The following is a 20,627-nucleotide window of genomic DNA, read 5'->3' on the forward strand; positions in this document are numbered from 1 at the left end:
TACCCGCGGCTAGACGGAAAGACCCCGTGAACCTTTACTACAGCTTGGCACTGAACATTGAACCTACATGTGTAGGATAGGTGGGAGGCTTTGAAGGCGTGACGCCAGTTGCGCTGGAGCCGTCCTTGAAATACCACCCTTGTATGTTTGATGTTCTAACGCAGGGCCCTGAATCGGGCTCGCGGACAGTGCCTGGTGGGTAGTTTGACTGGGGCGGTCTCCTCCCAAAGAGTAACGGAGGAGCACGAAGGTTGGCTAATCCTGGTCGGACATCAGGAGGTTAGTGCAATGGCATAAGCCAGCTTAACTGCGAGACGGACAGGTCGAGCAGGTACGAAAGTAGGTCATAGTGATCCGGTGGTTCTGAATGGAAGGGCCATCGCTCAACGGATAAAAGGTACTCCGGGGATAACAGGCTGATACCGCCCAAGAGTTCATATCGACGGCGGTGTTTGGCACCTCGATGTCGGCTCATCACATCCTGGGGCTGAAGTCGGTCCCAAGGGTATGGCTGTTCGCCATTTAAAGTGGTACGCGAGCTGGGTTCAGAACGTCGTGAGACAGTTCGGTCCCTATCTGCCGTGGGCGTTGGATGATTGAAGGGAGTTGCTCCTAGTACGAGAGGACCGGAGTGAACGAACCTCTGGTGTTCGGGTTGTCACGCCAGTGGCACTGCCCGGTAGCTAAGTTCGGAATCGATAACCGCTGAAAGCATCTAAGCGGGAAGCGAGCCCTGAGATGAGTCATCCCTGACCCCTTGAGGGTCCTAAAGGGCCGTTGGAGACCACAACGTTGATAGGTGGGGTGTGTAAGCGTAGCGATACGTTGAGCTAACCCATACTAATTACCCGTGAGGCTTAACCATACAACACCCAAGAAGTGTTTCTGGCCTTGTAGCAAGTGCATGAACTACTTACAAATTCAGTGATAATGACCAGCAACTAGCAAAGTCGTTATTCACGTCAGCTTTCTAAGATTGAAGATTTTGCCTGGCGGCAATAGCGCAGTGGAACCACCTGACCCCATGCCGAACTCAGAAGTGAAACGCTGTAGCGCCGATGGTAGTGTGGCATTCGCCATGCGAGAGTAGGACACTGCCAGGCACCCAATTTTAGATTACGCATTGAGCGTGGTCTTTACCGGTTAGTGTGCTGATATGGCTCAGTCGGTAGAGCGCATCCTTGGTAAGGATGAGGTCCCCAGTTCGATTCTGGGTATCAGCACCATTAAATAAGAAAGCCTCCCAATCGGGAGGCTTTTTTGTATCTGCCTTTCAGCCATCCATCGCAAATTGCAGTTCTGCAATGTCGCACCTTCTTGTTGCTGACATATCTTCCCTTTCTATCCCGTATGCTTTCCGGGCGGAGCTTCTCTATTAAAGGGATCCGGGCTAAGTTGTGGATTGGCAAAGACAACTACGCTTTCGAAGGGGAAGAACATGCTGATTAGGAATGTGCGTCTGGCGGGCAGGGAAGGGATGTGGCAAATCCTCTGTCAGGGAGGCGTGATCCGGGCCATCGAGCCCATGAGCACCCCTCTGCTCGCAGCCCATGAGCTTGATGGTGAGCAAGGCCTTGTCATCCCCCCCTTTATCGAACCGCACATTCACCTCGATACCACCCAGACGGCCGGTGAACCGAGCTGGAACCTCTCCGGCACCCTGTTCGAGGGGATCGAGCGTTGGGCCGAGCGCAAGGCGCTGCTGACCCATGAGGATGTGAAACAACGCGCCATCCAGACACTGAAATGGCAGATTGCCAACGGCATCCAGTTCGTGCGGACTCACGTGGATGTTTCCGACCCCAATCTGGTCGCCCTGAAGGCGATGCTGGAGGTGCGGGAGGAGATGAAGGAGTGGGTGGAGCTGCAGATAGTGGCCTTCCCACAGGAGGGGATCCTCTCCTACCCCAACGGCAAGGCATTGCTGGAAGAGGCTCTCAAGCTGGGGGCCGACGTGATCGGTGCCATCCCCCATTTCGAGTTTACCCGGGAGTACGGGGTCGAGAGTCTGCACTACGTCTTCGATCTTGCGGAGAAATATCAGGTTCTGGTGGATGTGCATTGCGACGAAATCGATGACGAACAGTCCCGTTTTATCGAGACACTGGCAACCCTGGCCTACGAGCGCGGTATTGGCCATAGGGTAACCGCCAGCCACACCACCGCCATGCACTCCTACAACGGAGCCTATGCGTCGCGGCTATTCAGGCTGCTCAGGATGGCGGACATCAACTTCGTCGCCAATCCGCTGGTGAACATTCACCTGCAGGGGCGCTTCGATACCTATCCCAAGCGTCGTGGCATCACCCGGGTGAAGGAGATGCTGGAGGCGAACATCAACGTCTGCTTCGGCCACGACGACGTGTTCGATCCCTGGTATCCCATGGGCACGGCCAACATGTTGCAGGTGCTGCATATGGGGCTGCATGTCTGCCAGATCATGGGCTACGAACAGATCAACGACAGTCTCAAGCTGATCAGCTGTCACAGTGCCCGCACCCTGAACGTGCAGGATCGCTACGGCATCGAGGTGGGCAAGCCCGCCAACCTGCTGATCCTTCCTGCAGAGAATGGTTTCGATGCGGTGCGCCGCCAGGTGCCGGTATGTTATTCCATCCGTCATGGCAGAGTCATCGCTGATACTCGCCCGGCCGAGACGACCCTCCATCTTGTGAATCCAGAACGGGTAGACTTTCGCCGCTAGGGTCTTGCCGGGTCGATTAATTGCCTGGCTGTCCCCTGCTGTCGAGATTTTGCATAATGCCAACCTGACAATCTTGGAGACTGCTTGATGCAAACCTGGTTATTTGTCGCTGTCGGGGGCGCCTTCGGTGCCTGCCTGCGCTTTGGCATCGCCGAGCTGATGGCATGGCTGCTGGGACGCCACTTTCCCTATGGCACCCTGGTGGTCAACGTGGTGGGTTCCTTCATCATGGGGATTGCCTATGCCCTGATCAGCCATGGTCACGTGGTGGAACACCCGATGAAGCCATTGCTGATGGTGGGTGTCCTCGGTGCCCTGACCACCTTCTCCTCCTTTGCCCTCGATACGGTCGTGCTGGCCCAGCAAGGGGCTTATCTGAAAGCGCTGCTCAATATCGGTCTCAATCTGTTCCTCTGTCTGGCCATGGTCGTGCTGGGGATGCAGTTGGTCGCAAGCCGGGTTTGAGGTGTCCGCACGCCATCGGCTCTGGTAAACTGGCGGCCATTCTTTGCTCTATGGGTATTTGAGGGATGTCGGAACAGACTACTACTACGCATTTTGGCTATAAAACCGTGGCAGCGACCGAGAAGGAAACCCTGGTCGCCGGTGTCTTTCATTCGGTAGCGGCCAAGTACGATCTGATGAACGATCTGATGTCGTTCGGCATCCATCGCCTCTGGAAGCGCTTTACCATCGACTGCTCCGGTGTCCGCAAAGGACAGAAGGTGCTGGATCTGGCTGGCGGCACAGGGGATTTGACCGCCAAGTTCTCCCGCATCGTGGGTGAGACCGGCCAGGTGGTCCTGGCGGACATCAACGACTCCATGCTCAAGGTGGGCCGCGACAAGCTGCGCAACCTGGGGGTGGCCAACAACGTCTCCTACGTACAGGCCAATGCCGAGGCGCTCCCGTTCCCTGACAACCATTTCGACGTCATCACCATCGGCTTCGGCCTGCGCAACGTCACCGACAAGGACAAGGCGCTTGCCTCCATGTTCCGGGTGCTCAAGCCGGGTGGCCGCCTGCTGGTGCTGGAGTTCTCCAAGCCGGTGAGCGAAGTGATCGCCAAGCTTTATGATCTCTACTCCTTCAAATTGCTGCCGAAAATGGGCGAAATCGTCGCAAACGACAGCGAAAGTTACAAATACCTGGCGGAATCGATCCGCATGCACCCGGATCAGCAGACCCTGGCAGGCATGATGGAGAATGTCGGTTTCGAACAGGTCGAGTTTTACAACCTGACCCAGGGCGTGGTTGCCCTGCACCGCGGTTACAAGTTTTAAGGTCGCCTATGCCGATGGATGCCATGGTCACCGCGGTGATCGAAACCAGCCTCAACCAGTTGCTGGCCCTGGACAAACAGAGCCCGGAGCGGTTGCGCAAGCTGACGGGCAAGGTACTCAAACTGGAGCTGCGCGAGCTCAAGCCGCTCTGGTTTGTCTTCTCGGAGCGCCGTCTGGATGTGCTGGCCAGGTTTGAAGGGGAGGTGGATGCGGTGCTGAGCCTCTCCCTGACCGCCCTCGGCCTGCTCAAGGAGCCTTCCGCCCTGACCCGCTACATCCGCGAGGAGAAGCTGGACCTGAGCGGTGACCCCCAGCTGGTGCAGGCATTCAGCGCCCTGCTTGGCGAGCTCGATATCGACTGGGAAGAGGAGCTGTCCCGCTACACCGGCGATGTGGTGGCCCACACCCTGTGCAGTGGTGCCCGTCAGGCTCGCCGTTTTGTGGGGCGAGAGTTGTGCCGTTCCCAGCGTCAAGTGGCTGAGTATCTGACCGAGGAGGCGAGGCTTGCCCCGGGTCCGCTGGAAGTGGCGAGCTTCAATGACGATGTCGAAGAGCTGGCCCAACAGATGAAGGCGATCGAGTTGCGGCTTGCCCGCCTCGAACAGCAGGTGAGCTGATGACCCCGAAGGAGTTCAAACGCCTCTATCGCATCGTCAGCATCCTGCTGGAACAGGGCATCGACGAGCTGGTGCCCGCCCGTTATCAGCCCTGGCCTGGCCGTCTGGCCCGTCGCAGTCTGTTCTGGCTCAAGAACAAGCAACAGGGCATGAGCCGTGGCGCCCGCATTCGCCTCGCCTTCGAGGCCCTGGGTCCCATCTTCATCAAGTTCGGCCAGATGCTCTCGACCCGCCGAGACCTGCTGCCCCCTGACATTGCCGAAGAGCTGGCCCTGCTGCAGGACAGGGTGCCTCCCTTCTGTGGTCAGGCCGCCCGTCGCCAGATAGAAGAGAGCCTGGGTTGCCCCGTCGAGACTCTGTTCGATGAGTTCGACGAGACGCCGCTGGCATCCGCCTCCATCGCCCAGGTGCACACCGCCCGGTTGAAGGAGAACGGCCGCGAGATCGTCATCAAGGTGATCCGTCCCGATATCGAGCCGGTCATCGAGGCCGACCTGCGCCTGATGCAGGCCCTGGCCCGTCTGGTGGCCCGTTTCGTGCCCCAGAGCGGCCGACTGCGCCCCGTCGAGGTGGTGGAGGAGTATCGCAAGACCATACTCGACGAGCTCAACCTGATGCGCGAAGCGGCCAACGCCATCCAGCTGCGCCGCAACTTCACCGGCTCCGAGGCGCTCTACGTGCCCGAGGTGTTCACGGACCATTGCCGTGAGCAGGTGCTGGTGATGGAGCGCATCTACGGCATTCCGGTCTCCGACATTGCCGCGCTGGAAGCCAACGGCACCAACATGAAGCTGCTGGCCGAGCGCGGAGTGGAGGTGTTCTTCACCCAGGTGTTCCGCGACAGCTTCTTCCACGCCGACATGCACCCGGGCAACATCTTCGTCTCTTTCGAACACCCCGAGAATCCGCTCTGGATCGGCATCGACTGCGGCATCGTCGGCACCCTCAACCGGGAAGACAAGCGCTACCTGGCGGAGAACTTCCTCGCCTTCTTCAACCGCGACTACCGCCGTGTGGCCGAGCTGCACGTGGAGTCAGGCTGGGTACCGCCCGATACCAAGGTGGACGAGTTCGAGTTCGCCATCCGCACCGTGCTGGAGCCCATCTTCGAGAAACCGCTCTCCGAGATCTCCTTCGGCTACGTGCTGCTCAATCTGTTCAACACCGCCCGTCGCTTCAACATGCAGGTGCAGCCGCAGCTGGTGCTGCTGCAAAAGACCCTGCTCTATGTGGAAGGGCTGGGTCGCCAGCTCTACCCGCAGCTGGATTTGTGGCAGACCGCCAAGCCCTATCTGGAAAACTGGATGCACGAGCAGGTCGGCCCCAAGGCGGTGTGGAATGCCATCAAGGAGAAGGCGCCGTTCTGGGCGGAGAAACTGCCGGAGCTGCCGGAGCTGGTCTATGAGACCCTGCGTCAGGCCCGCCATCAGCAGCACCACTTCGACCAGATGTTTGCCGATTTCCGTCGCCACAGTCGCCGTCAGGGGCAGGCCCGCTACCTCTTAGGGGTTGGAGCCAGCCTGCTGCTCGCGGGTGTATTCTTGCTGACCCAGAAACAACACATTGAGTGGGGACAAATCAGCCTCGCCGGCGCCGGGTTATGCTGGCTGCTGGGTTGGTTGCGAACTCGTTCCCATTAAATAACCTGCGCCATCGGGCGCCTATCCGGAGAGAAAGTCATGGGTGGTATCAGTATTTGGCAGTTGTTGATCATCGCAGTCATCGTCGTGCTGTTGTTCGGCACCAAGAAATTGCGCGGTATCGGCGGCGATCTGGGCGCGGCGGTCAAGGGGTTCAAGAAGGCGCTCTCCGATGAGCCGGCCGACACCAAACCCGAGCAGAAAGATGCCGAGTTCCCGACCAAGCAGTTGAACGAGACGGCCAGCAACGCCGAAGCCGCCAAGCAGAAAGACAAAGATCAGGCCTAAGCCATGTTCGACATCGGTTTTTGGGAACTGGTCGTCATCGGCGTCGTCGCCCTGGTGGTGCTGGGTCCCGAGCGGTTGCCGGTCGCGATCCGCACCGCCAGCCACTGGATAAGGCTGATCCGCAGCACCGCCAACTCGGTCAAGGCCGAGCTGGAGCAGGAGCTCAAGTTGCAGGATCTGCACAACGACCTGAAGAAGGCCGAACGGTTGCAGATGAACAACCTGAGCCCCGAGCTGCAGGAGTCCATCGAGCAGTTGAAAGCGGCCGCCCAGTCGGTGAATCGTCCCTATCAGGGGGAGAACGAGATCCGCCCGCCTCGGGAGCCCGCCCAGGCTGAGCCAGCCACTCCGGTGGCGGCCTCGGTACCCGCGACCCCAGAGGTTCCGCCGGTCAACAGCCAGCGAGAGAGCGAGCCTGTGCCTGCCAGCGAGTCCGCAGCCACAGGGGAGGTGAAGCCATGAGTCAGGCAGAACAACCCCTCATCAGCCATCTGGTGGAGCTGAGAACCCGTCTGCTGCGCGCGATCTCCGCCATCCTGCTGGTGTTCATCGCGCTCATCTACTTCTCCAACAACATCTACGACTTCGTGGCCCAGCCGCTGCTCAGCCAGTTGCCGGCAGGCACCAGCATGATAGCGACGGATGTGGCGACGCCCTTCATCACGCCCATCAAGCTGACCCTGGTGGTCTCCTTCTTCGTGGCGATCCCCTATCTGCTCTATCAGGCCTGGGCTTTCATCGCACCCGGTCTGTACCAGCACGAACGGCGGCTGATCCTGCCCCTGGTGGCCTCCAGCGCCGTGCTGTTCTATGCGGGGATGGCGTTCGCCTACTACGTGGTGTTCCCCCTGGTGTTCGGCTTCTTCACCAGTACCGCCCCCGCCGGGGTGACGGTGGCGACCGACATCGCCAGCTACCTGGACTTCGTGCTGACCCTGTTCTTCGCGTTCGGGGTGGCGTTCGAGATCCCGGTGGCCACCATACTGCTCTGCTGGACCGGGGTGACCACCCCCAGGAGCCTGAAGGAGAAGCGCCCCTACGTCATCGTCGGGGTCTTCGTGGTCGGCATGCTTCTGACGCCGCCCGATGTCTTCTCCCAGACCCTGCTCGCGATCCCCATGTGGGGCCTGTGGGAGATAGGTCTGTTCTTCGCCCGCTTCTACGTGAAGAAAGAGGACGAAGAGCAGCAACAAACGGAAGAGGGGAGCTGAGGCTCCCTTCCTCTTTTCATGCATCCGTTCGAGGCGTATGGTAAGGCCCCATCGAGTAGATGGTTTTCAAATGCCTGATATGCACCTCGTTTGTCCGGAACCCCTGACTCCATGATCGACATCGGTTTGAACCTGACCAGCAGCCAGTTCGCAGGCGAACAGGCCGACCTGGTGGAACGCGCGCGCGCCGCCGGGGTGGAAGCCCTGATCCTGACGGGCACCGATCTGGCCGGCAGCCGCGAAAGCGCCGCATTGGCCGCCCGCTGGCCCGGTTACTGCTTCTCCACCGCCGGGGTGCATCCCCACGATGCCAAAAGCGTCGATGAGGCGACCCTGCCTGCCTTGCGCGAACTGGCGGCCCTGCCCCAGGTGGTGGCTATCGGCGAGTGCGGTCTCGACTACAACCGGGACTTCTCCCCCCGCCCGGTGCAGGATGCGGTGTTTGACGCCCAGCTGGCGCTCGCCGCCGAGCTCGGGATGCCGGTGTTTCTGCACTGCCGCGATGCCCATGACAAATTCGTTGAGATCCTGCGCCCCTGGTTGCCCCGCCTGCCGGGGGCCGTGCTGCACTGCTTCACCGGCTCCGACGCCGAGCTGGACGAGTGCCTGGCGCTGGGGCTGAATATCGGGGTGACCGGCTGGCTCTGTGACGAGCGCCGTGGCCAGCTGCTGCGCGAGCAGGTGGCCCGCATTCCGGCGGGTCGCCTGATGATAGAGACGGACGCCCCCTACCTAGTGCCGCGGGATCTGAAACCCAGGCCCAAACGCAACGAACCCGCTTTTTTGCCGCACATCGCCCAGGTGGTGGCGGCCTGCCGTGGTGAAGCGCCCGAGGCCTTGCTGGCCCATACCCGGGCCACCTCCGCCGCATTCTTCCAACTTCCGCTTTTGGAGTGATTCATGGCCACAACTCTTCCGGGGGCCTTCCCGGGCCGTCGCCTGCGCCGGGTGCGCAAACATGACTTCAGCCGCCGCCTGGTGCGGGAGAACGTACTGACCGTCGACGATCTCATCTATCCCGTGTTCGTGCTGGAGGGGGAGGGTCAGCGAGAGGCCGTTGCCTCCATGCCGGGGGTGGACAGGCTCTCCATCGATCTGCTGCTCGAAGAGGCCGCCGAACTGGTGGCCCTGGGTGTGCCGGCGGTGGCCCTGTTCCCGGTGACGCCGCTGGAGAGAAAGAGTCTGATGGCGGAAGAGGCCTACAACCCGGATGCCCTGGCCCAGCGGGCGACCCGTGCCCTCAAGGCTCGCTTCCCGGAGCTCGGGGTCATCACCGATGTGGCGCTCGACCCCTTCACCACCCATGGCCAGGACGGCATCATCGATGACGAAGGCTATGTGCAGAACGACATCACCACCGAGATCCTGGTGAAGCAGGCGCTCTCCCATGCCGCCGCCGGGGCCGACATGGTGGCACCGTCCGACATGATGGACGGCCGCATCGGTGCCATCCGCGCGGCGCTGGAGGAGAATGGCTTCGTCAACGTGCAGATCATGGCCTACTCCGCCAAGTACGCCTCCCACTACTACGGCCCGTTCCGCGATGCGGTGGGCTCCGCCGCCAACCTCGGCAAGAGCAACAAGGCCACCTACCAGATGGACCCGGCCAACGGCAACGAAGCCCTGCACGAGGTGGCCCTCGACATAGCCGAAGGGGCGGACAGCGTGATGGTCAAGCCGGGCATGCCCTACCTGGACATCATCCGCCGGGTGAAGGATCAGTTCGGCGTGCCGACCTTCGCCTATCAGGTGAGCGGCGAGTACGCCATGCACATGGCGGCGATCCAGAATGGCTGGCTCAAGGAGAAAGAGTGCGTGATGGAATCCCTGCTCTGCTTCAAGCGGGCCGGGGCCGATGGCATCCTCACCTACTTCGCCAAGCGGGTCGCCCAGTGGTTGAAAGAGGACGCCCGACGCTGAGGCGGGGAGTGTCCATGCCCTCACAATGCCGGCCCTCGGGCCGGCATTGTCGTCTCTGGCAGATGAAGTGCTGGTTTTATGAACAAAATGCCTGAAAAAGTGGGCAACAAGCCCGTCTCTTGGCGGCAAAGGCTTGATAAATGGGGTTTCTGCCTACATCTTAGATGGTCCAAGCAGGCTTCTGGACGGCAGGGGCTGCAGAGCATTTAGAGGTACCGCAGATGACTAACCCTTTGCTGACAATGGACTCGCTGCCTCCCTTCAGCCAGATCCAGCCCGATCAGGTGCAACCTGCCGTGACGCAGGCCATCGCCGATTGCAAACAGAAGATTGAGGACGTGCTGGCCCAGAAGGAGCCTCACACCTGGGACAGCCTGATCGCCCCGCTGGAAGAGGTCAACGACCGCCTCTCCCGGATCTGGTCCCCCATCAGCCACCTCAACGCCGTGCAGAACAGCGAGGCGCTGCGGGCGGCTCACGATGCCTGCCTGCCGCTGCTTTCCGAATTCCAGACCTATGTCGGTCAGCATGAAGGGCTCTATCAAGCCTATCTGGCCCTCTCCGAGAGCGATGACTTCCCCCGGCTGGATGATGCCCAGCGCAAGGAGATCCTGAACACCCTGCGCGATTTCCGCCTCTCCGGCATCGGTCTGCCTGCCGAGGCGCAGCAGCGTTACGGCGAGATCCAGGCCCGCCTCTCGGAGCTCGCCTCCCGTTTCAGCAACAACGTGCTGGACGCGACCCAGGGCTGGCACAAGCTGGTGACCGACGAGGCCGAGCTGGCCGGTCTGCCCGCGAGCGCCCAGGCTGCCGCGCGCCAGATGGCCGAACTCAAGGGCAAGGAGGGGTGGCTGTTCACCCTGGACATCCCCTCCTACCTGCCGGTGATGATGTATGCCGACAGCCGCGCCCTGCGTGCCGAGCTGTATGAGGCCTTCACCACCCGCGCCTCCGACCAGGGCCCCAACGCCGGCAAGTGGGACAACTCCGCCATCATGACCGAGTTGCTCACCCTGCGCCGGGAGCTGGCCCGACTGCTGGGCTTTGCCAACTATGCCGAGCTCTCCCTCGCGACCAAGATGGCGGACAAGCCGGAGCAGGTGGTGGACTTCCTCACCGACCTGGCTGCCAAGTCCCTGCCCCAAGGCAAGGCGGAGCTCGAAGAGATCCGCGCCTTTGCCGCCGAGCAGCACGGTCAGGACGAACTGGCGGCCTGGGATCTTGCCTATTACGCAGAAAAGCTCAAACAGCACAAGTTTTCGGTCTCTGATGAGCAGTTGCGTCCTTATTTCCCCGCTGGTCGGGTCGTGAAGGGGCTGTTCGAGGTGGTCAAGCGGGTGTTCGGCATGAAGGTGCGCGAGCGTCTCGGCATCGACACCTGGCACCCGGACGTGCGCTTCTACGACATCTTTGACGCCGATGACGAGCTGCGCGGCAGCTTCTACCTGGATCTCTACGCCCGCGAGCACAAGCAGGGCGGCGCCTGGATGGATGTCTGCCTGGGTCGCCGCTACCGTCAGGACGGCTCCCTGCAAAAGCCGGTGGCCTACCTGACCTGCAACTTCAACGGCCCGGTGGACGGCAAGCCGGCCCTGTTTACCCACAACGAAGTGGTCACCCTGTTCCACGAGTTCGGCCACGGCATTCACCACATGCTGACCCGCATCGATGTGGCTGGCGTGGCTGGCATCAACGGCGTGGCCTGGGATGCGGTGGAGCTGCCGAGCCAGTTCCTCGAGAACTGGTGCTGGGAATCCGAGGCGCTGGCCTTCATCTCCGGCCATTACGAGACCGGGGAGCCGCTGCCCGCCGATCTGCTGGAGAAGATGCTGACCGCCCGCAACTTCCAGGCGGCGATGCAGATGCTGCGCCAGCTGGAGTTCGCCCTGTTCGACTTCCGTCTGCACCAGACCTTTGACCCGACCAGAGCGGATCAGATCCCTGCGCTGCTGGATGAGGTGCGCAGCCAGGTCGCCGTGATGACGCCCCCGGCGTTCAACCGCTTCCAGCACAGCTTCTCCCACATCTTCGCGGGCGGCTACGCGGCGGGCTACTACAGCTACAAGTGGGCCGAGGTACTCTCTGCCGACGCCTTCTCCCGCTTCGAGGAGGAGGGGATCTTCAACCCGGCCACGGGCCACTCCTTCCTGAAGAACATTCTGGAAAAGGGCGGCTCCAGGGAGCCGATGGAGCTGTTCCGTGCCTTCCGTGGCCGGGAGCCCCAGGTGGATGCGCTGCTGCGTCACAGCGGTATCGCCGCGTGAGGTCCCGCCGCCACAGTGAGCCTCGATTGGATGAGCTGCCGCGCCACTGCGGGAGCTTCAAGCAGGTACACATTTGCGGCATAGTGGGATCGAAACGTGATTTTTGATAGAAAAAGGGACCTTTTGGTCCCTTTTTCCAAGCCTTTTTAATATCTTGCGGAGTGCATGTTTGCACTGTCCCCGCCTCTTCAGTAGAGTCGGGTTCTACCTTCCAGGGAGAGAAAGAACCTTGCCATGAGGCGAGCACTCGAGTCTGTCTATCAAATCATCTCCAGCCTGTCTCATTCGAGTGGTCAGGGATATTTTGATGCCTTTGTGAGTGAAATCGCCAACGCGGTGGGGGCTGACTTCGTCCTGGTGTCCGGCAAGGATCAGGCGGGTCTGTTCTTTACCGTGCATGCCGCCTATCCCGCCTCCCTCGACATCAACGCCTACAGCTTCCCCCTCGCCGACACTCCGGGGGAGATCGCCATGCAACAGGGTGAAGCCTGGTTCAGTGATCGCACCCGCCAGCTGTTCCCCCACGCCGCCGTGCTGGAGCGCTGCGAGGTGAGAGCCTATGCCGGCGTCGCGCTCAAGAACGCCGAGGGAGAGACCATCGGCCTGTGCAGCGTCATGTTCAAGCGGGCCATGCCGAGAATGGAGAAGATAGTGGGCCTGCTGCGTCTGCTGGCCCCGCTCGCCGGTCGTGAACTGGCGCTGATGTATCAGCAGCGCCAGAGCCAGGAGCAGCCGGCGCAACCGGAACATCACCACTTCCTGGACACCATGATGTCCCATGCGCCCGTGGGCATCGGCAAGGTGGATCTGGGCGGCAAGATCCTCTGGGCGAACCCGGCCATCGAGAAGATGCTCGGCTACAGCCAGGAGGAGCTGCAACAGCTCACCGTCGCCGAAATCAACCATCCGGACGACTGGCAGACCAGTATTGCGCTCTACGACGCCCTCAAGCGGGGAGAGCGTCCCGCGTTTACCCAGGAGAAGCGTTATCTCCATCGGGATGGGACCGTCCTGTGGGGACGGGTGACGGTGACCCTCATCCGCAACGAGCAGATGCACCCCGACTATCTCATGGTGGTGCTGGAGAACATCGATCCCATCAGGCGCCATGCGGAGCAGCTCAAGCTCTCCCACCGGGTCTATGACAACCTCTCCGAAGCCATTCTGGTGTGCGATGCCGACAGTCGCATCATCTCGGTCAATCCGGCCTTCGAGAAGATCACCGGTTACAGCGAGGAGGAGGCGTGTGGCCAGCGGCCCAGCATGCTCAAGTCTGGACTACACGATCAGACCTTCTATGCGGACATGTACCACGCCCTGGAGCGGGTGGGGATCTGGCGTGGGGAGGTGTGGAACAAGCGCAAGAATGGCAAGCTCTATCCCCAGCAGCTGATGATCAGCGCCGTGCGGGAAGGGGGCAAGATCAGTCAGTACATCGCCATCTTCAGCGATCTTTCCCAGACCAAGCTGGCGGAGCAGAAGATCGCCGCCCAGGCCAACTACGACAACCTCACCGGCCTGCCCAACCGCTGGCTGTTCGGTCGCTGTCTGGCCCGCTTCTGCGAGCGGGGGGAACGCTTCGCCCTCATGGTGCTCGACCTCAACAACTTCAAGGCGGTCAACAACAGCATGGATCACCATGTGGGCGACGCCCTGCTGCGGGAAGTATCGGATCGGCTGGTGAGCCGGGTGCGCACCGAGGACCTGGTGGCCCGCATCGGCGGCGACGAGTTTGCCTTCCTGGTGCCCGGTATCGTCAACCGCCGTCAGGCCGAGGTGTTTGCCAAGCAGGTGATCGGCGGCTTTGCCCGCCCCTTCATGCTGGCCAACCAGCACCTCTATGTGACTGCCACCCTGGGGATCACCCTCTGTCCCAATGACGGCGGCGACAGCGACGAGCTCTTGCGCAATGCCGAGCAGGCCCTGTTCGTCGCCAAGCGCCAGGGACGTCCCCTCGGCACCTACAACGCCTCCATGCGGGAAGAGGTGAGCCAGCGCCACCAGATGCAGCACGATCTGGCGGAGGCCATCAAGCTGGGCCAGCTGACCATGGCCTACCAGCCCATCTGGGACAACCGCAGCGGCCGGGTCGCCAAGCTGGAGGCCCTGGTGCGCTGGTATCACCCCCACTGGGGTCAGGTCTCACCGGCGGATTTCATCCCGCTGGCGGAAGAGGCGGGGCTCATCCAGGGGCTGGGTGCCCTGGTGCTGTGGCAGTCTTGCCGGGATCTGGCCAGATTGCAGCAGTCCGGCTTCCCGGATCTGCAGATGTCCATCAACCGCTCCACCCTGGAATTCCAGACCATAGACCCGGAGGCCAACGAGTGGCTCAGGGTGATCCGCCACTTCGAGCTGGATCCGGCGGACATCATCATCGAGATCACCGAATCTCTGCTGATGGAGACCAGCGATCAGCACAGGGTGCGGATCGATGCTCTGCGCGAGGCGGGCTGCAAGCTGGCCATCGACGACTTCGGCACCGGCTACTCGGCACTGAACTACCTGCGTACCTTCCCGGTGGATCTGGTGAAGATCGATCGCTCCTTCGTGCGCCATATTCCCTTCAACGAGCAGGACCGCCTGCTGCTCGACGGCATCATCAACATCGTGCACAACCTCGGCATGCAGGTGGTGATCGAAGGGGTGGAGACCCGGGAGCAGCTCAACTTCCTCTGCCAGAAGGGGTGCGCCTTCACCCAGGGGTATCTGCTCAGCCGCCCGCTGCCCTTCGACGATCTGACCGAGTACCTGAGTCTCAACCGTCAGGGAATGAACCTGGCGAATCTGACCACGGTGAGCTGACCCCCCGCTTCTGCTATCATGCCGGCTTCTGCGCCGTGATGAGTCCATGTTATGCCCCATATTCAGGTTTTCAGTGAAGTGCCCGCCCGCGATGGCGAGCTCGACGCCCTGCGCCAGCGCCTTGCCGACGTGGCGTTTCCCGCTCCCTTCGCCCTGGTGCTGACCGAATCGCGGTTGGAGCTGCGCAAGCTGGACGAACCCAAGCTGGGGGCCGTCTATGTGGACTTCGTGGAAGGGGCGGTGGCCCATAGACGCAAGTTCGGTGGCGGGCGCGGCCAGTCCATCGCCAAGGCGGTGGGATTGAAGTCGGGAGCCATGCCGACCGTGGTGGATGCCACCGCCGGGCTCGGGCGCGATGCCTTCGTGCTCGCCTCCCTCGGCTGCAAGGTGACCCTGATCGAACGCAGCCCCGTGGTGGCGGCCCTGCTCCAGGACGGTCTGACCCGGGCGGCGCAGGATCCCGAGATAGGCCCCTGGGTGCGCGAGCGGATGCAACTGCTGCAAGGCCCGGCGGTGGAGACCCTGCTGGCGCTGACCGAGCGGCCGGAGGTCATCTACCTGGATCCCATGTTCCCCCACAAGCAGAAATCGGCGCTGGTGAAAAAAGAGATGCGGGTGTTCCAGTCCCTGGTGGGGGCGGATCTCGACGCGGATGCCCTGCTGCCGGCGGCGCTCAGGATGGCTGACAAGCGGGTGGTGGTGAAGCGGCCCGACTATGCGGGCTGGCTCAACGAGCACAAGCCCAGCATGGCCATCGAGACCAAGAGCAACCGCTTCGACGTCTATGTGATGGCGGCGCTGGCAAGTTGAGTGGCGACGGGCAGGGAGTCTGAGCGTCAAACGAAGAGGGCCAACCTGATCAGGTTGGCCCTCTTGCTATTCATTGGCTGCGGGGTGGGGCGAAGTGGATCCGCTTTTCTTCCCCTTGCCAGACGAGTTCCAGGGTTGCCAGGTCTGCCAGGCTGAGGCGCTCAGCGCGCTCCAGCAGCAGATATTCCACTCCGTCGCTGGCTTCTATGGTGCGGATCCTGTCCGCCCAGGTTCGTCCATCCCGGTCGGTGATCGTGACGGGCAGTTGCCAGCTTGCGGCGATCTCCAACCAGTCGTACAGGTCACAGCTGACGGGTTGGTAATCGGCCATGGGGTGTGCGCCTCAGGCTTCCAGCAGCCGGGTGGACCAGCCCATCTTCTGCTGGCGTTCCACCTCGAGGCGCAGCTCGCTGGCGCGCAGGTAGTGCTCGTCCAGCCACCCCTTGGGCAGGGTCAGGGTCAGGGCATCTTCATCGGCTTGCAGCATGAACCTGGGCACAGTGCCCTGGGTCCGGCGCATGCAGAGGATGAGGGAGATGCGCAGGATGCGGGCCAGCCGGATCGCCTGGCGACCGGTGACGGCGCCCTGTTTCTCCAGCGGCTCCAGCTTGAATTCATCCCGCTGGTTGAACAGCAGGGCCGACAGCAGCTTCTTCTGCGCGGGGGTGAAGCCCGGCATGTCGATGTTGTCGATGATGTAGGCGGCGTGCTGCGGCGCCTTCTTGTACTCGATGCACAGACCGATTTCGTGCAGCAGGGCCGCGTAGCGCAGGATCGGGCGGCCGTAGCGCTTGGAGAGGCGCCAGGCCGGCTGCAACTGGGTGAACGCCTCGATGGCGGTGTCGCGGACCCGCTCGGCGTGCTCCTTGTCGAGCTGGTAGCGGCTGATCAGGCTGTCGGCGGTGCGATCCCGGGCATCACAGTCGTGATTGTTGCCGAGCAGGCCGTAGATGAGTCCTTCACGCAGGGCACCGCCCGCCAGGGTCATGCTCTCGATGTCGAGGGTCTCGAAGATGGCGATCAGGATGGCGAGACCGGAAGGAAACACGGTCAGCCGTTCGGCCGCCAGCCCTTCGAGCTGCAACTGATCGAGTCTGCCGCAGGCGATGGCCTGACCCATCAGCTCTTGCAACTTGGGCAGGGTGACCCGCTCGCTCTTGCCCTGGGCCAGCATGATCTCTTGCAGCGCCTGGACGGTGCCGGAGGCGCCGACGCAGGTGCGCCAGCCGAGGACACGGTAGTCCGCAGCCACTTTCTCCAGTACCGCCTTGGCGGCGGCAATGGCCTGGTTGAAGCGCGCCTCGGAGAGCTCGCCATCACCGAAGTGGTTGTTGAGCCAGGTGACGCAGCCCATGTGCAGGCTGTTGAGCAGCTTGGCTTCGCTCTGCTCGCCGATCACCAGCTCGGTGCTGGCCCCGCCGATGTCGATCACCAGCCGGTTGCCTTCCCCTGCCGACGTCCAGGAGACACCTTCATAGATGGTCTTGGCTTCTTCCTCGCCCGAGATGATCTCGATGCTGTGGTTGAGCACCCGTTCCGCTTCGCTGATGAATTCGTCGACGTTGGTGGCCAGGCGCAGGGTGGCGGTGCCCACTACCCGGATGTTGTCGGACGGGATGTCCTGCAACTGCTCGGAGAAGAGGCGCAGACAGTCCCAGCCCCGCTCCATGGCGGCACGGTTGAGGCGAAAATCGGCATCGAGGCCGGCGGCGAGGCGTACCTTGCGCTTGACCTTGGTGACGGTGCGCAGGGCACCGGCGACCTCGCGCACCACCAGCATGTGAAAGCTGTTGGAGCCGAGGTCGATGGCGGCATAGAGAGGCGAGTTGTGCAACTTGGCCGATCCCTCAGTTCTTGCGGGGGGGGCGACGACGGTTGTTGCTGTTGCCACCGCCCTGGCGATCCCGCATGTTGCGGTTCACCGGCTGGCGGTTGCGGAACACCCGTTTTGGTGCGGTGACGTCATCCAGCAGCGCCTCGCGGTCATACTTGCTGACCGGGATGGGGTGGTGGATGTACTCCTCGATGGCCGGCAGGTTGAAGGCATAGTCTTCACAGGCCAGGCTGATGGAGTGACCGCTTTTGCCGGCGCGGCCGGTACGACCGATGCGGTGGACATAGTCTTCGGCATCGTCGGGCAGGTCGTAGTTGAAGACGTGAGTCACGTCGGGGATGTGCAGACCACGGGCGGCCACGTCGGTGGCGACCAGGATATCCAGGGTGCCCTTGGTGAACTCTTCCAGGATCTTCATCCGCTTCTTCTGCGGCACGTCGCCGGTCAGCAGGCCGACGCGGTGGCCGTCGTTCTCCAGCCACGCATGAACGTCTTCACAGACGTGCTTGGTGTTGGCGAAGACGATGGCTTTCTCGGGCCACTCCTCTTCCATCAGGGAGAGCAGCAGCAACATCTTGTCTTCGTTGGAGGGGTAGAAGAGCTCCTCCTTGATCCGCACGCCGGTCATCTGTTCCGGTTCGACCTGCACATGTTCCGGGTGGTTCATGTGTTCATAGGCTAGCTCCTGCACCCGCAGGGAGAGGGTGGCGGAGAACAGCATGCTCAGACGCTCGGTGGCGGGGGGCATGCGGCGGAACAGGAAACGGATGTCCTTGATGAAGCCCAGATCGAACATGCGATCCGCTTCGTCCAGTACCACGACCTGGATGTTGCCGAGATCGATGACCTTGGACTTGAAGTAGTCGATGATGCGGCCGGTGGTGCCGATCAGGATGTCGACGCCCTGTTCCAGCACGGCCAGCTGCTTGTCGTAGCCTTCGCCACCATAGGCGAGACCGAGCTTGAGCCCGGTGGAGGCTGACATGCTCTCTGCATCGTTATAGATCTGGACGGCCAGCTCCCGGGTCGGGGCCATGATGATGGCGCGGGGCTGGTTGACGAGGCGCGGCCTGGTCAGCGGATGGGTCAGCAAATAGTTGAATGTCGCCGCCAGGAAAGCCAGGGTTTTGCCGGTCCCCGTCTGAGCCTGACCGGCGAGGTCATGACCTTCAACCAGCAGGGGCAGGGACAGTGCCTGGATGGGCGTACAATAGTGAAATCCCTTTGATTCCAGACCAGCCAGAACTTCGGGTTCGAGGCCCATTTGGGCGAATTTTTCGGTCGTTAGATGTGTTTTGCTCATGGCGGTAGGTTATCAGGTTAGGCTTGCAATAATAAACAGGATCATTTCAAATAGGGCAACTATTGCCTTTGTTGAACCATCAATAAAGCCTTAATTACTGACTGGAGTTGGAGATGAGTGACAAGATTGTTCAGCTGAGCGATGCCAGCTTCGAGGCCGATGTAATCAACGCCGACAGCCCTGTTCTGGTCGATTTCTGGGCCGAATGGTGTGGACCGTGCAAGATGATTGCCCCGATCCTGAACGAAGTTGCTCAGGAATATGAAGGTCGCGTGACCGTGGCGAAATTGAATATCGATCATAACGCCGACACTCCGCCCAAGTACGGCATTCGTGGTATCCCGACCCTGCTGCTGTTCAAGAATGGTGAAGTGGCAGCGACCAAGGTCGGCGCCCTGTCCAAGACCCAACTGAAAGAGTTCCTGGACGGCAACCTGTAATAATCAAGAAGGAGCGCATTGCAATAATGCGCTCCTTGTGTTTTATCACCTAGACGCTCACCCTGATTGGTGCTAGTTTATCGCTCGTTTGCTAACCTTTTTGCCTGACTCTTTGCTTAACTACCAGCCTGGCAAGTCAAATCCGATCAGCATCAATCCAGCAGACTGTCTCCTCATTTCAATCCTTGCTTACAGACTTTCACCACTATGAATCTGACTGAACTTAAGAACACTCCTGTGTCCGAGCTGGTCCAGCTTGGCGAATCCATGGGGTTGGAAAATCTGGCTCGGGCGCACAAGAAAGACATTATCTTTGCAATCCTCAAGGCGCACGCCAAGGGCGGCGAGGATATCTTTGGCGACGGTGTGCTGGAAATCCTGACCGACGGTTTCGGTTTCCTGCGCAGTGCAGACGGCTCTTATCTCGCTGGTCCGGATGACATCTATGTCTCCCCGAGCCAGATCCGCCGCTTCAACCTGCGTACCGGCGACACCATCTCCGGCAAGATCCGGCCGCCGAAAGAGGGCGAGCGCTATTTCGCCCTGCTCAAGGTCAACGACGTCAACTACGACCGTCCGGAAAACTCCCGCAACAAGATCCTGTTTGAAAACCTCACGCCCCTGCACGCCAACGAGCGTCTGCGCATGGAGCGTGGCAACGGTTCCACCGAAGACATCACCGCCCGTGTACTGGATCTGGCATCCCCGATCGGCAAGGGCCAGCGCGGTCTCATCGTTGCACCGCCCAAGGCCGGTAAGACCATGCTGCTGCAGAACATCGCCCAGAGCATCGCCTACAACCACCCGGATTGTGAGCTGATCGTGCTGCTGATTGACGAGCGTCCGGAAGAAGTGACCGAGATGCAGCGGATGGTGAAGGGCGAAGTCATCGCCTCCACCTTCGACGAGCCGGCCTCCCGTCACGTCCAGGTCGCCGAAATGGTGATCGAGAAGGCCAAGCGTCTGGTCGAGCACAAGAAGGACGTGGTGATCCTGCTGGACTCCATCACCCGTCTGGCTCGCGCCTACAACACCGTCATCCCGTCTTCCGGCAAGGTGCTGACCGGTGGTGTGGATGCCAACGCCCTGCACCGTCCGAAGCGTTTCTTCGGTGCGGCGCGCAACGTCGAAGAGGGCGGCAGCCTGACCATCATCGCCACCGCGCTGATCGATACCGGCTCCAAGATGGATGAAGTCATCTACGAAGAGTTCAAGGGTACCGGCAACATGGAACTGCACCTCTCGCGCAAGATTGCCGAGAAGCGCGTCTACCCGGCCATCGACATCACCCGCTCCGGCACCCGCAAGGAAGAGCTGCTGACCGCACCGGACGAGCTGCAGAAGATGTGGATCCTGCGCAAGATCATTCACCCCATGGGCGAGATCGACAGCATCGAGTTCCTCATCGACAAGCTGGCTGCGACCAAGACCAACGACGAGTTCTTCGACTCCATGAAGCGTCAACAGAAGTAACAGCCTCTTCCATGACAAAACCGCGGCCCAGGTCGCGG

At 61.3% G+C, this 20,627-nt stretch carries 18 protein-coding genes, 1 tRNA gene and 2 rRNA genes (1 of these 21 cut by a window edge); 18 read left to right on the forward strand and 3 right to left on the reverse strand.

What is annotated here, in order from left to right:
* The 16 genes from C2U30_RS14660 to C2U30_RS14735 form a co-directional block, all read left to right on the forward strand.
* Window positions 1–865, forward strand: a 23S ribosomal RNA gene (locus tag C2U30_RS14660) (it extends 2,024 nt beyond the left edge of the window).
* Between the two features lie 123 nt (window positions 866–988).
* Window positions 989–1,103 (forward strand): 5S ribosomal RNA (gene rrf, locus C2U30_RS14665).
* A 47-nt stretch (window positions 1,104–1,150) separates the two neighbouring features.
* Window positions 1,151–1,226, forward strand: a tRNA-Thr gene (locus C2U30_RS14670).
* Window positions 1,227–1,438: 212 nt separating this feature from the next.
* Window positions 1,439–2,704, forward strand: coding sequence for a cytosine deaminase (locus C2U30_RS14675; protein ID WP_103244001.1), 1,266 nt, complete (start codon window positions 1,439–1,441; stop codon window positions 2,702–2,704).
* Between the two features lie 87 nt (window positions 2,705–2,791).
* Window positions 2,792–3,169 carry a fluoride efflux transporter CrcB gene (gene crcB / locus C2U30_RS14680; RefSeq protein ID WP_041214163.1) on the forward strand — a complete coding sequence of 126 codons (378 nt, stop codon included), beginning with the start codon at window positions 2,792–2,794 and terminating at the stop codon, window positions 3,167–3,169.
* 65 nt (window positions 3,170–3,234) lie between these two features.
* Window positions 3,235–3,987 carry a bifunctional demethylmenaquinone methyltransferase/2-methoxy-6-polyprenyl-1,4-benzoquinol methylase UbiE gene (ubiE, locus tag C2U30_RS14685; protein ID WP_039041078.1) on the forward strand — a complete coding sequence of 251 codons (753 nt, stop codon included), beginning with the start codon at window positions 3,235–3,237 and terminating at the stop codon, window positions 3,985–3,987.
* Window positions 3,988–3,995: 8 nt separating this feature from the next.
* On the forward strand, window positions 3,996–4,604 hold the full coding sequence (locus tag C2U30_RS14690; protein WP_103244002.1) for a ubiquinone biosynthesis accessory factor UbiJ: 609 nt from the start codon (window positions 3,996–3,998) through the stop codon (window positions 4,602–4,604).
* Window positions 4,604–6,244, forward strand: coding sequence for a ubiquinone biosynthesis regulatory protein kinase UbiB (gene ubiB / locus C2U30_RS14695; RefSeq protein WP_103244003.1), 1,641 nt, complete (start codon window positions 4,604–4,606; stop codon window positions 6,242–6,244). The genes C2U30_RS14690 and ubiB overlap by 1 nt, the downstream gene beginning before the upstream one ends.
* A 39-nt stretch (window positions 6,245–6,283) precedes the next feature.
* On the forward strand, window positions 6,284–6,532 hold the full coding sequence (gene tatA, locus C2U30_RS14700) for a Sec-independent protein translocase subunit TatA (protein ID WP_010672358.1): 249 nt from the start codon (window positions 6,284–6,286) through the stop codon (window positions 6,530–6,532).
* A gap of 3 nt (window positions 6,533–6,535) precedes the next feature.
* Window positions 6,536–6,994, forward strand: coding sequence for a Sec-independent protein translocase protein TatB (gene tatB, locus C2U30_RS14705; protein ID WP_103244004.1), 459 nt, complete (start codon window positions 6,536–6,538; stop codon window positions 6,992–6,994).
* The gene (gene tatC / locus C2U30_RS14710) at window positions 6,991–7,743 is read left to right on the forward strand and encodes a twin-arginine translocase subunit TatC (protein ID WP_010672360.1); all 753 of its coding nucleotides are present in this window, start codon (window positions 6,991–6,993) and stop codon (window positions 7,741–7,743) included. The genes tatB and tatC overlap by 4 nt, the downstream gene beginning before the upstream one ends.
* 111 nt (window positions 7,744–7,854) lie before the next feature.
* Window positions 7,855–8,640 (forward strand): TatD family hydrolase, encoded by a 786-nt coding sequence (locus tag C2U30_RS14715; RefSeq protein WP_103244005.1) that lies wholly within the window; start codon window positions 7,855–7,857, stop codon window positions 8,638–8,640.
* Between the two features lie 3 nt (window positions 8,641–8,643).
* Entirely contained in the window at window positions 8,644–9,663 is a 1,020-nt protein-coding gene (gene hemB / locus C2U30_RS14720) for a porphobilinogen synthase (protein ID WP_039041081.1), read from the forward strand.
* A gap of 221 nt (window positions 9,664–9,884) precedes the next feature.
* Entirely contained in the window at window positions 9,885–11,927 is a 2,043-nt protein-coding gene (gene prlC, locus C2U30_RS14725; protein ID WP_045522605.1) for an oligopeptidase A, read from the forward strand.
* A gap of 234 nt (window positions 11,928–12,161) precedes the next feature.
* Window positions 12,162–14,729 (forward strand): putative bifunctional diguanylate cyclase/phosphodiesterase, encoded by a 2,568-nt coding sequence (locus C2U30_RS14730; protein ID WP_039041083.1) that lies wholly within the window; start codon window positions 12,162–12,164, stop codon window positions 14,727–14,729.
* Window positions 14,730–14,780: 51 nt separating this feature from the next.
* On the forward strand, window positions 14,781–15,539 hold the full coding sequence (locus C2U30_RS14735; protein ID WP_202605911.1) for a class I SAM-dependent methyltransferase: 759 nt from the start codon (window positions 14,781–14,783) through the stop codon (window positions 15,537–15,539).
* A gap of 70 nt (window positions 15,540–15,609) precedes the next feature.
* On the opposite strand, the gene C2U30_RS14740 is transcribed toward C2U30_RS14735, so the two are convergent.
* From C2U30_RS14740 to rhlB, 3 genes are read right to left on the reverse strand one after another with little or no spacing between them, the layout of a single operon-like run.
* Entirely contained in the window at window positions 15,610–15,870 is a 261-nt protein-coding gene (locus C2U30_RS14740) for a Rho-binding antiterminator (RefSeq protein WP_041214156.1), read from the reverse strand.
* A 12-nt stretch (window positions 15,871–15,882) separates the two neighbouring features.
* Window positions 15,883–17,373 (reverse strand): guanosine-5'-triphosphate,3'-diphosphate diphosphatase, encoded by a 1,491-nt coding sequence (gene gppA, locus C2U30_RS14745; protein ID WP_049636360.1) that lies wholly within the window; start codon window positions 17,371–17,373, stop codon window positions 15,883–15,885.
* 13 nt (window positions 17,374–17,386) lie between these two features.
* Window positions 17,387–18,676, reverse strand: a complete 1,290-nt coding sequence (gene rhlB, locus C2U30_RS14750; RefSeq protein ID WP_042879063.1) for an ATP-dependent RNA helicase RhlB — start codon at window positions 18,674–18,676, stop codon at window positions 17,387–17,389.
* A 113-nt stretch (window positions 18,677–18,789) separates the two neighbouring features.
* On the opposite strand from rhlB, the gene trxA reads away from it, so the two are divergent.
* Both trxA and rho read left to right on the forward strand, forming a co-directional pair.
* On the forward strand, window positions 18,790–19,116 hold the full coding sequence (trxA, locus tag C2U30_RS14755; protein WP_010672369.1) for a thioredoxin TrxA: 327 nt from the start codon (window positions 18,790–18,792) through the stop codon (window positions 19,114–19,116).
* A 207-nt stretch (window positions 19,117–19,323) separates the two neighbouring features.
* Entirely contained in the window at window positions 19,324–20,589 is a 1,266-nt protein-coding gene (gene rho / locus C2U30_RS14760; protein ID WP_010672370.1) for a transcription termination factor Rho, read from the forward strand.
* Window positions 20,590–20,627: the final 38 nt, after the last annotated feature.

This window comes from Aeromonas sp. ASNIH5 (assembly GCF_002902865.1).
Lineage (GTDB): Bacteria > Pseudomonadota > Gammaproteobacteria > Enterobacterales > Aeromonadaceae > Aeromonas > Aeromonas caviae.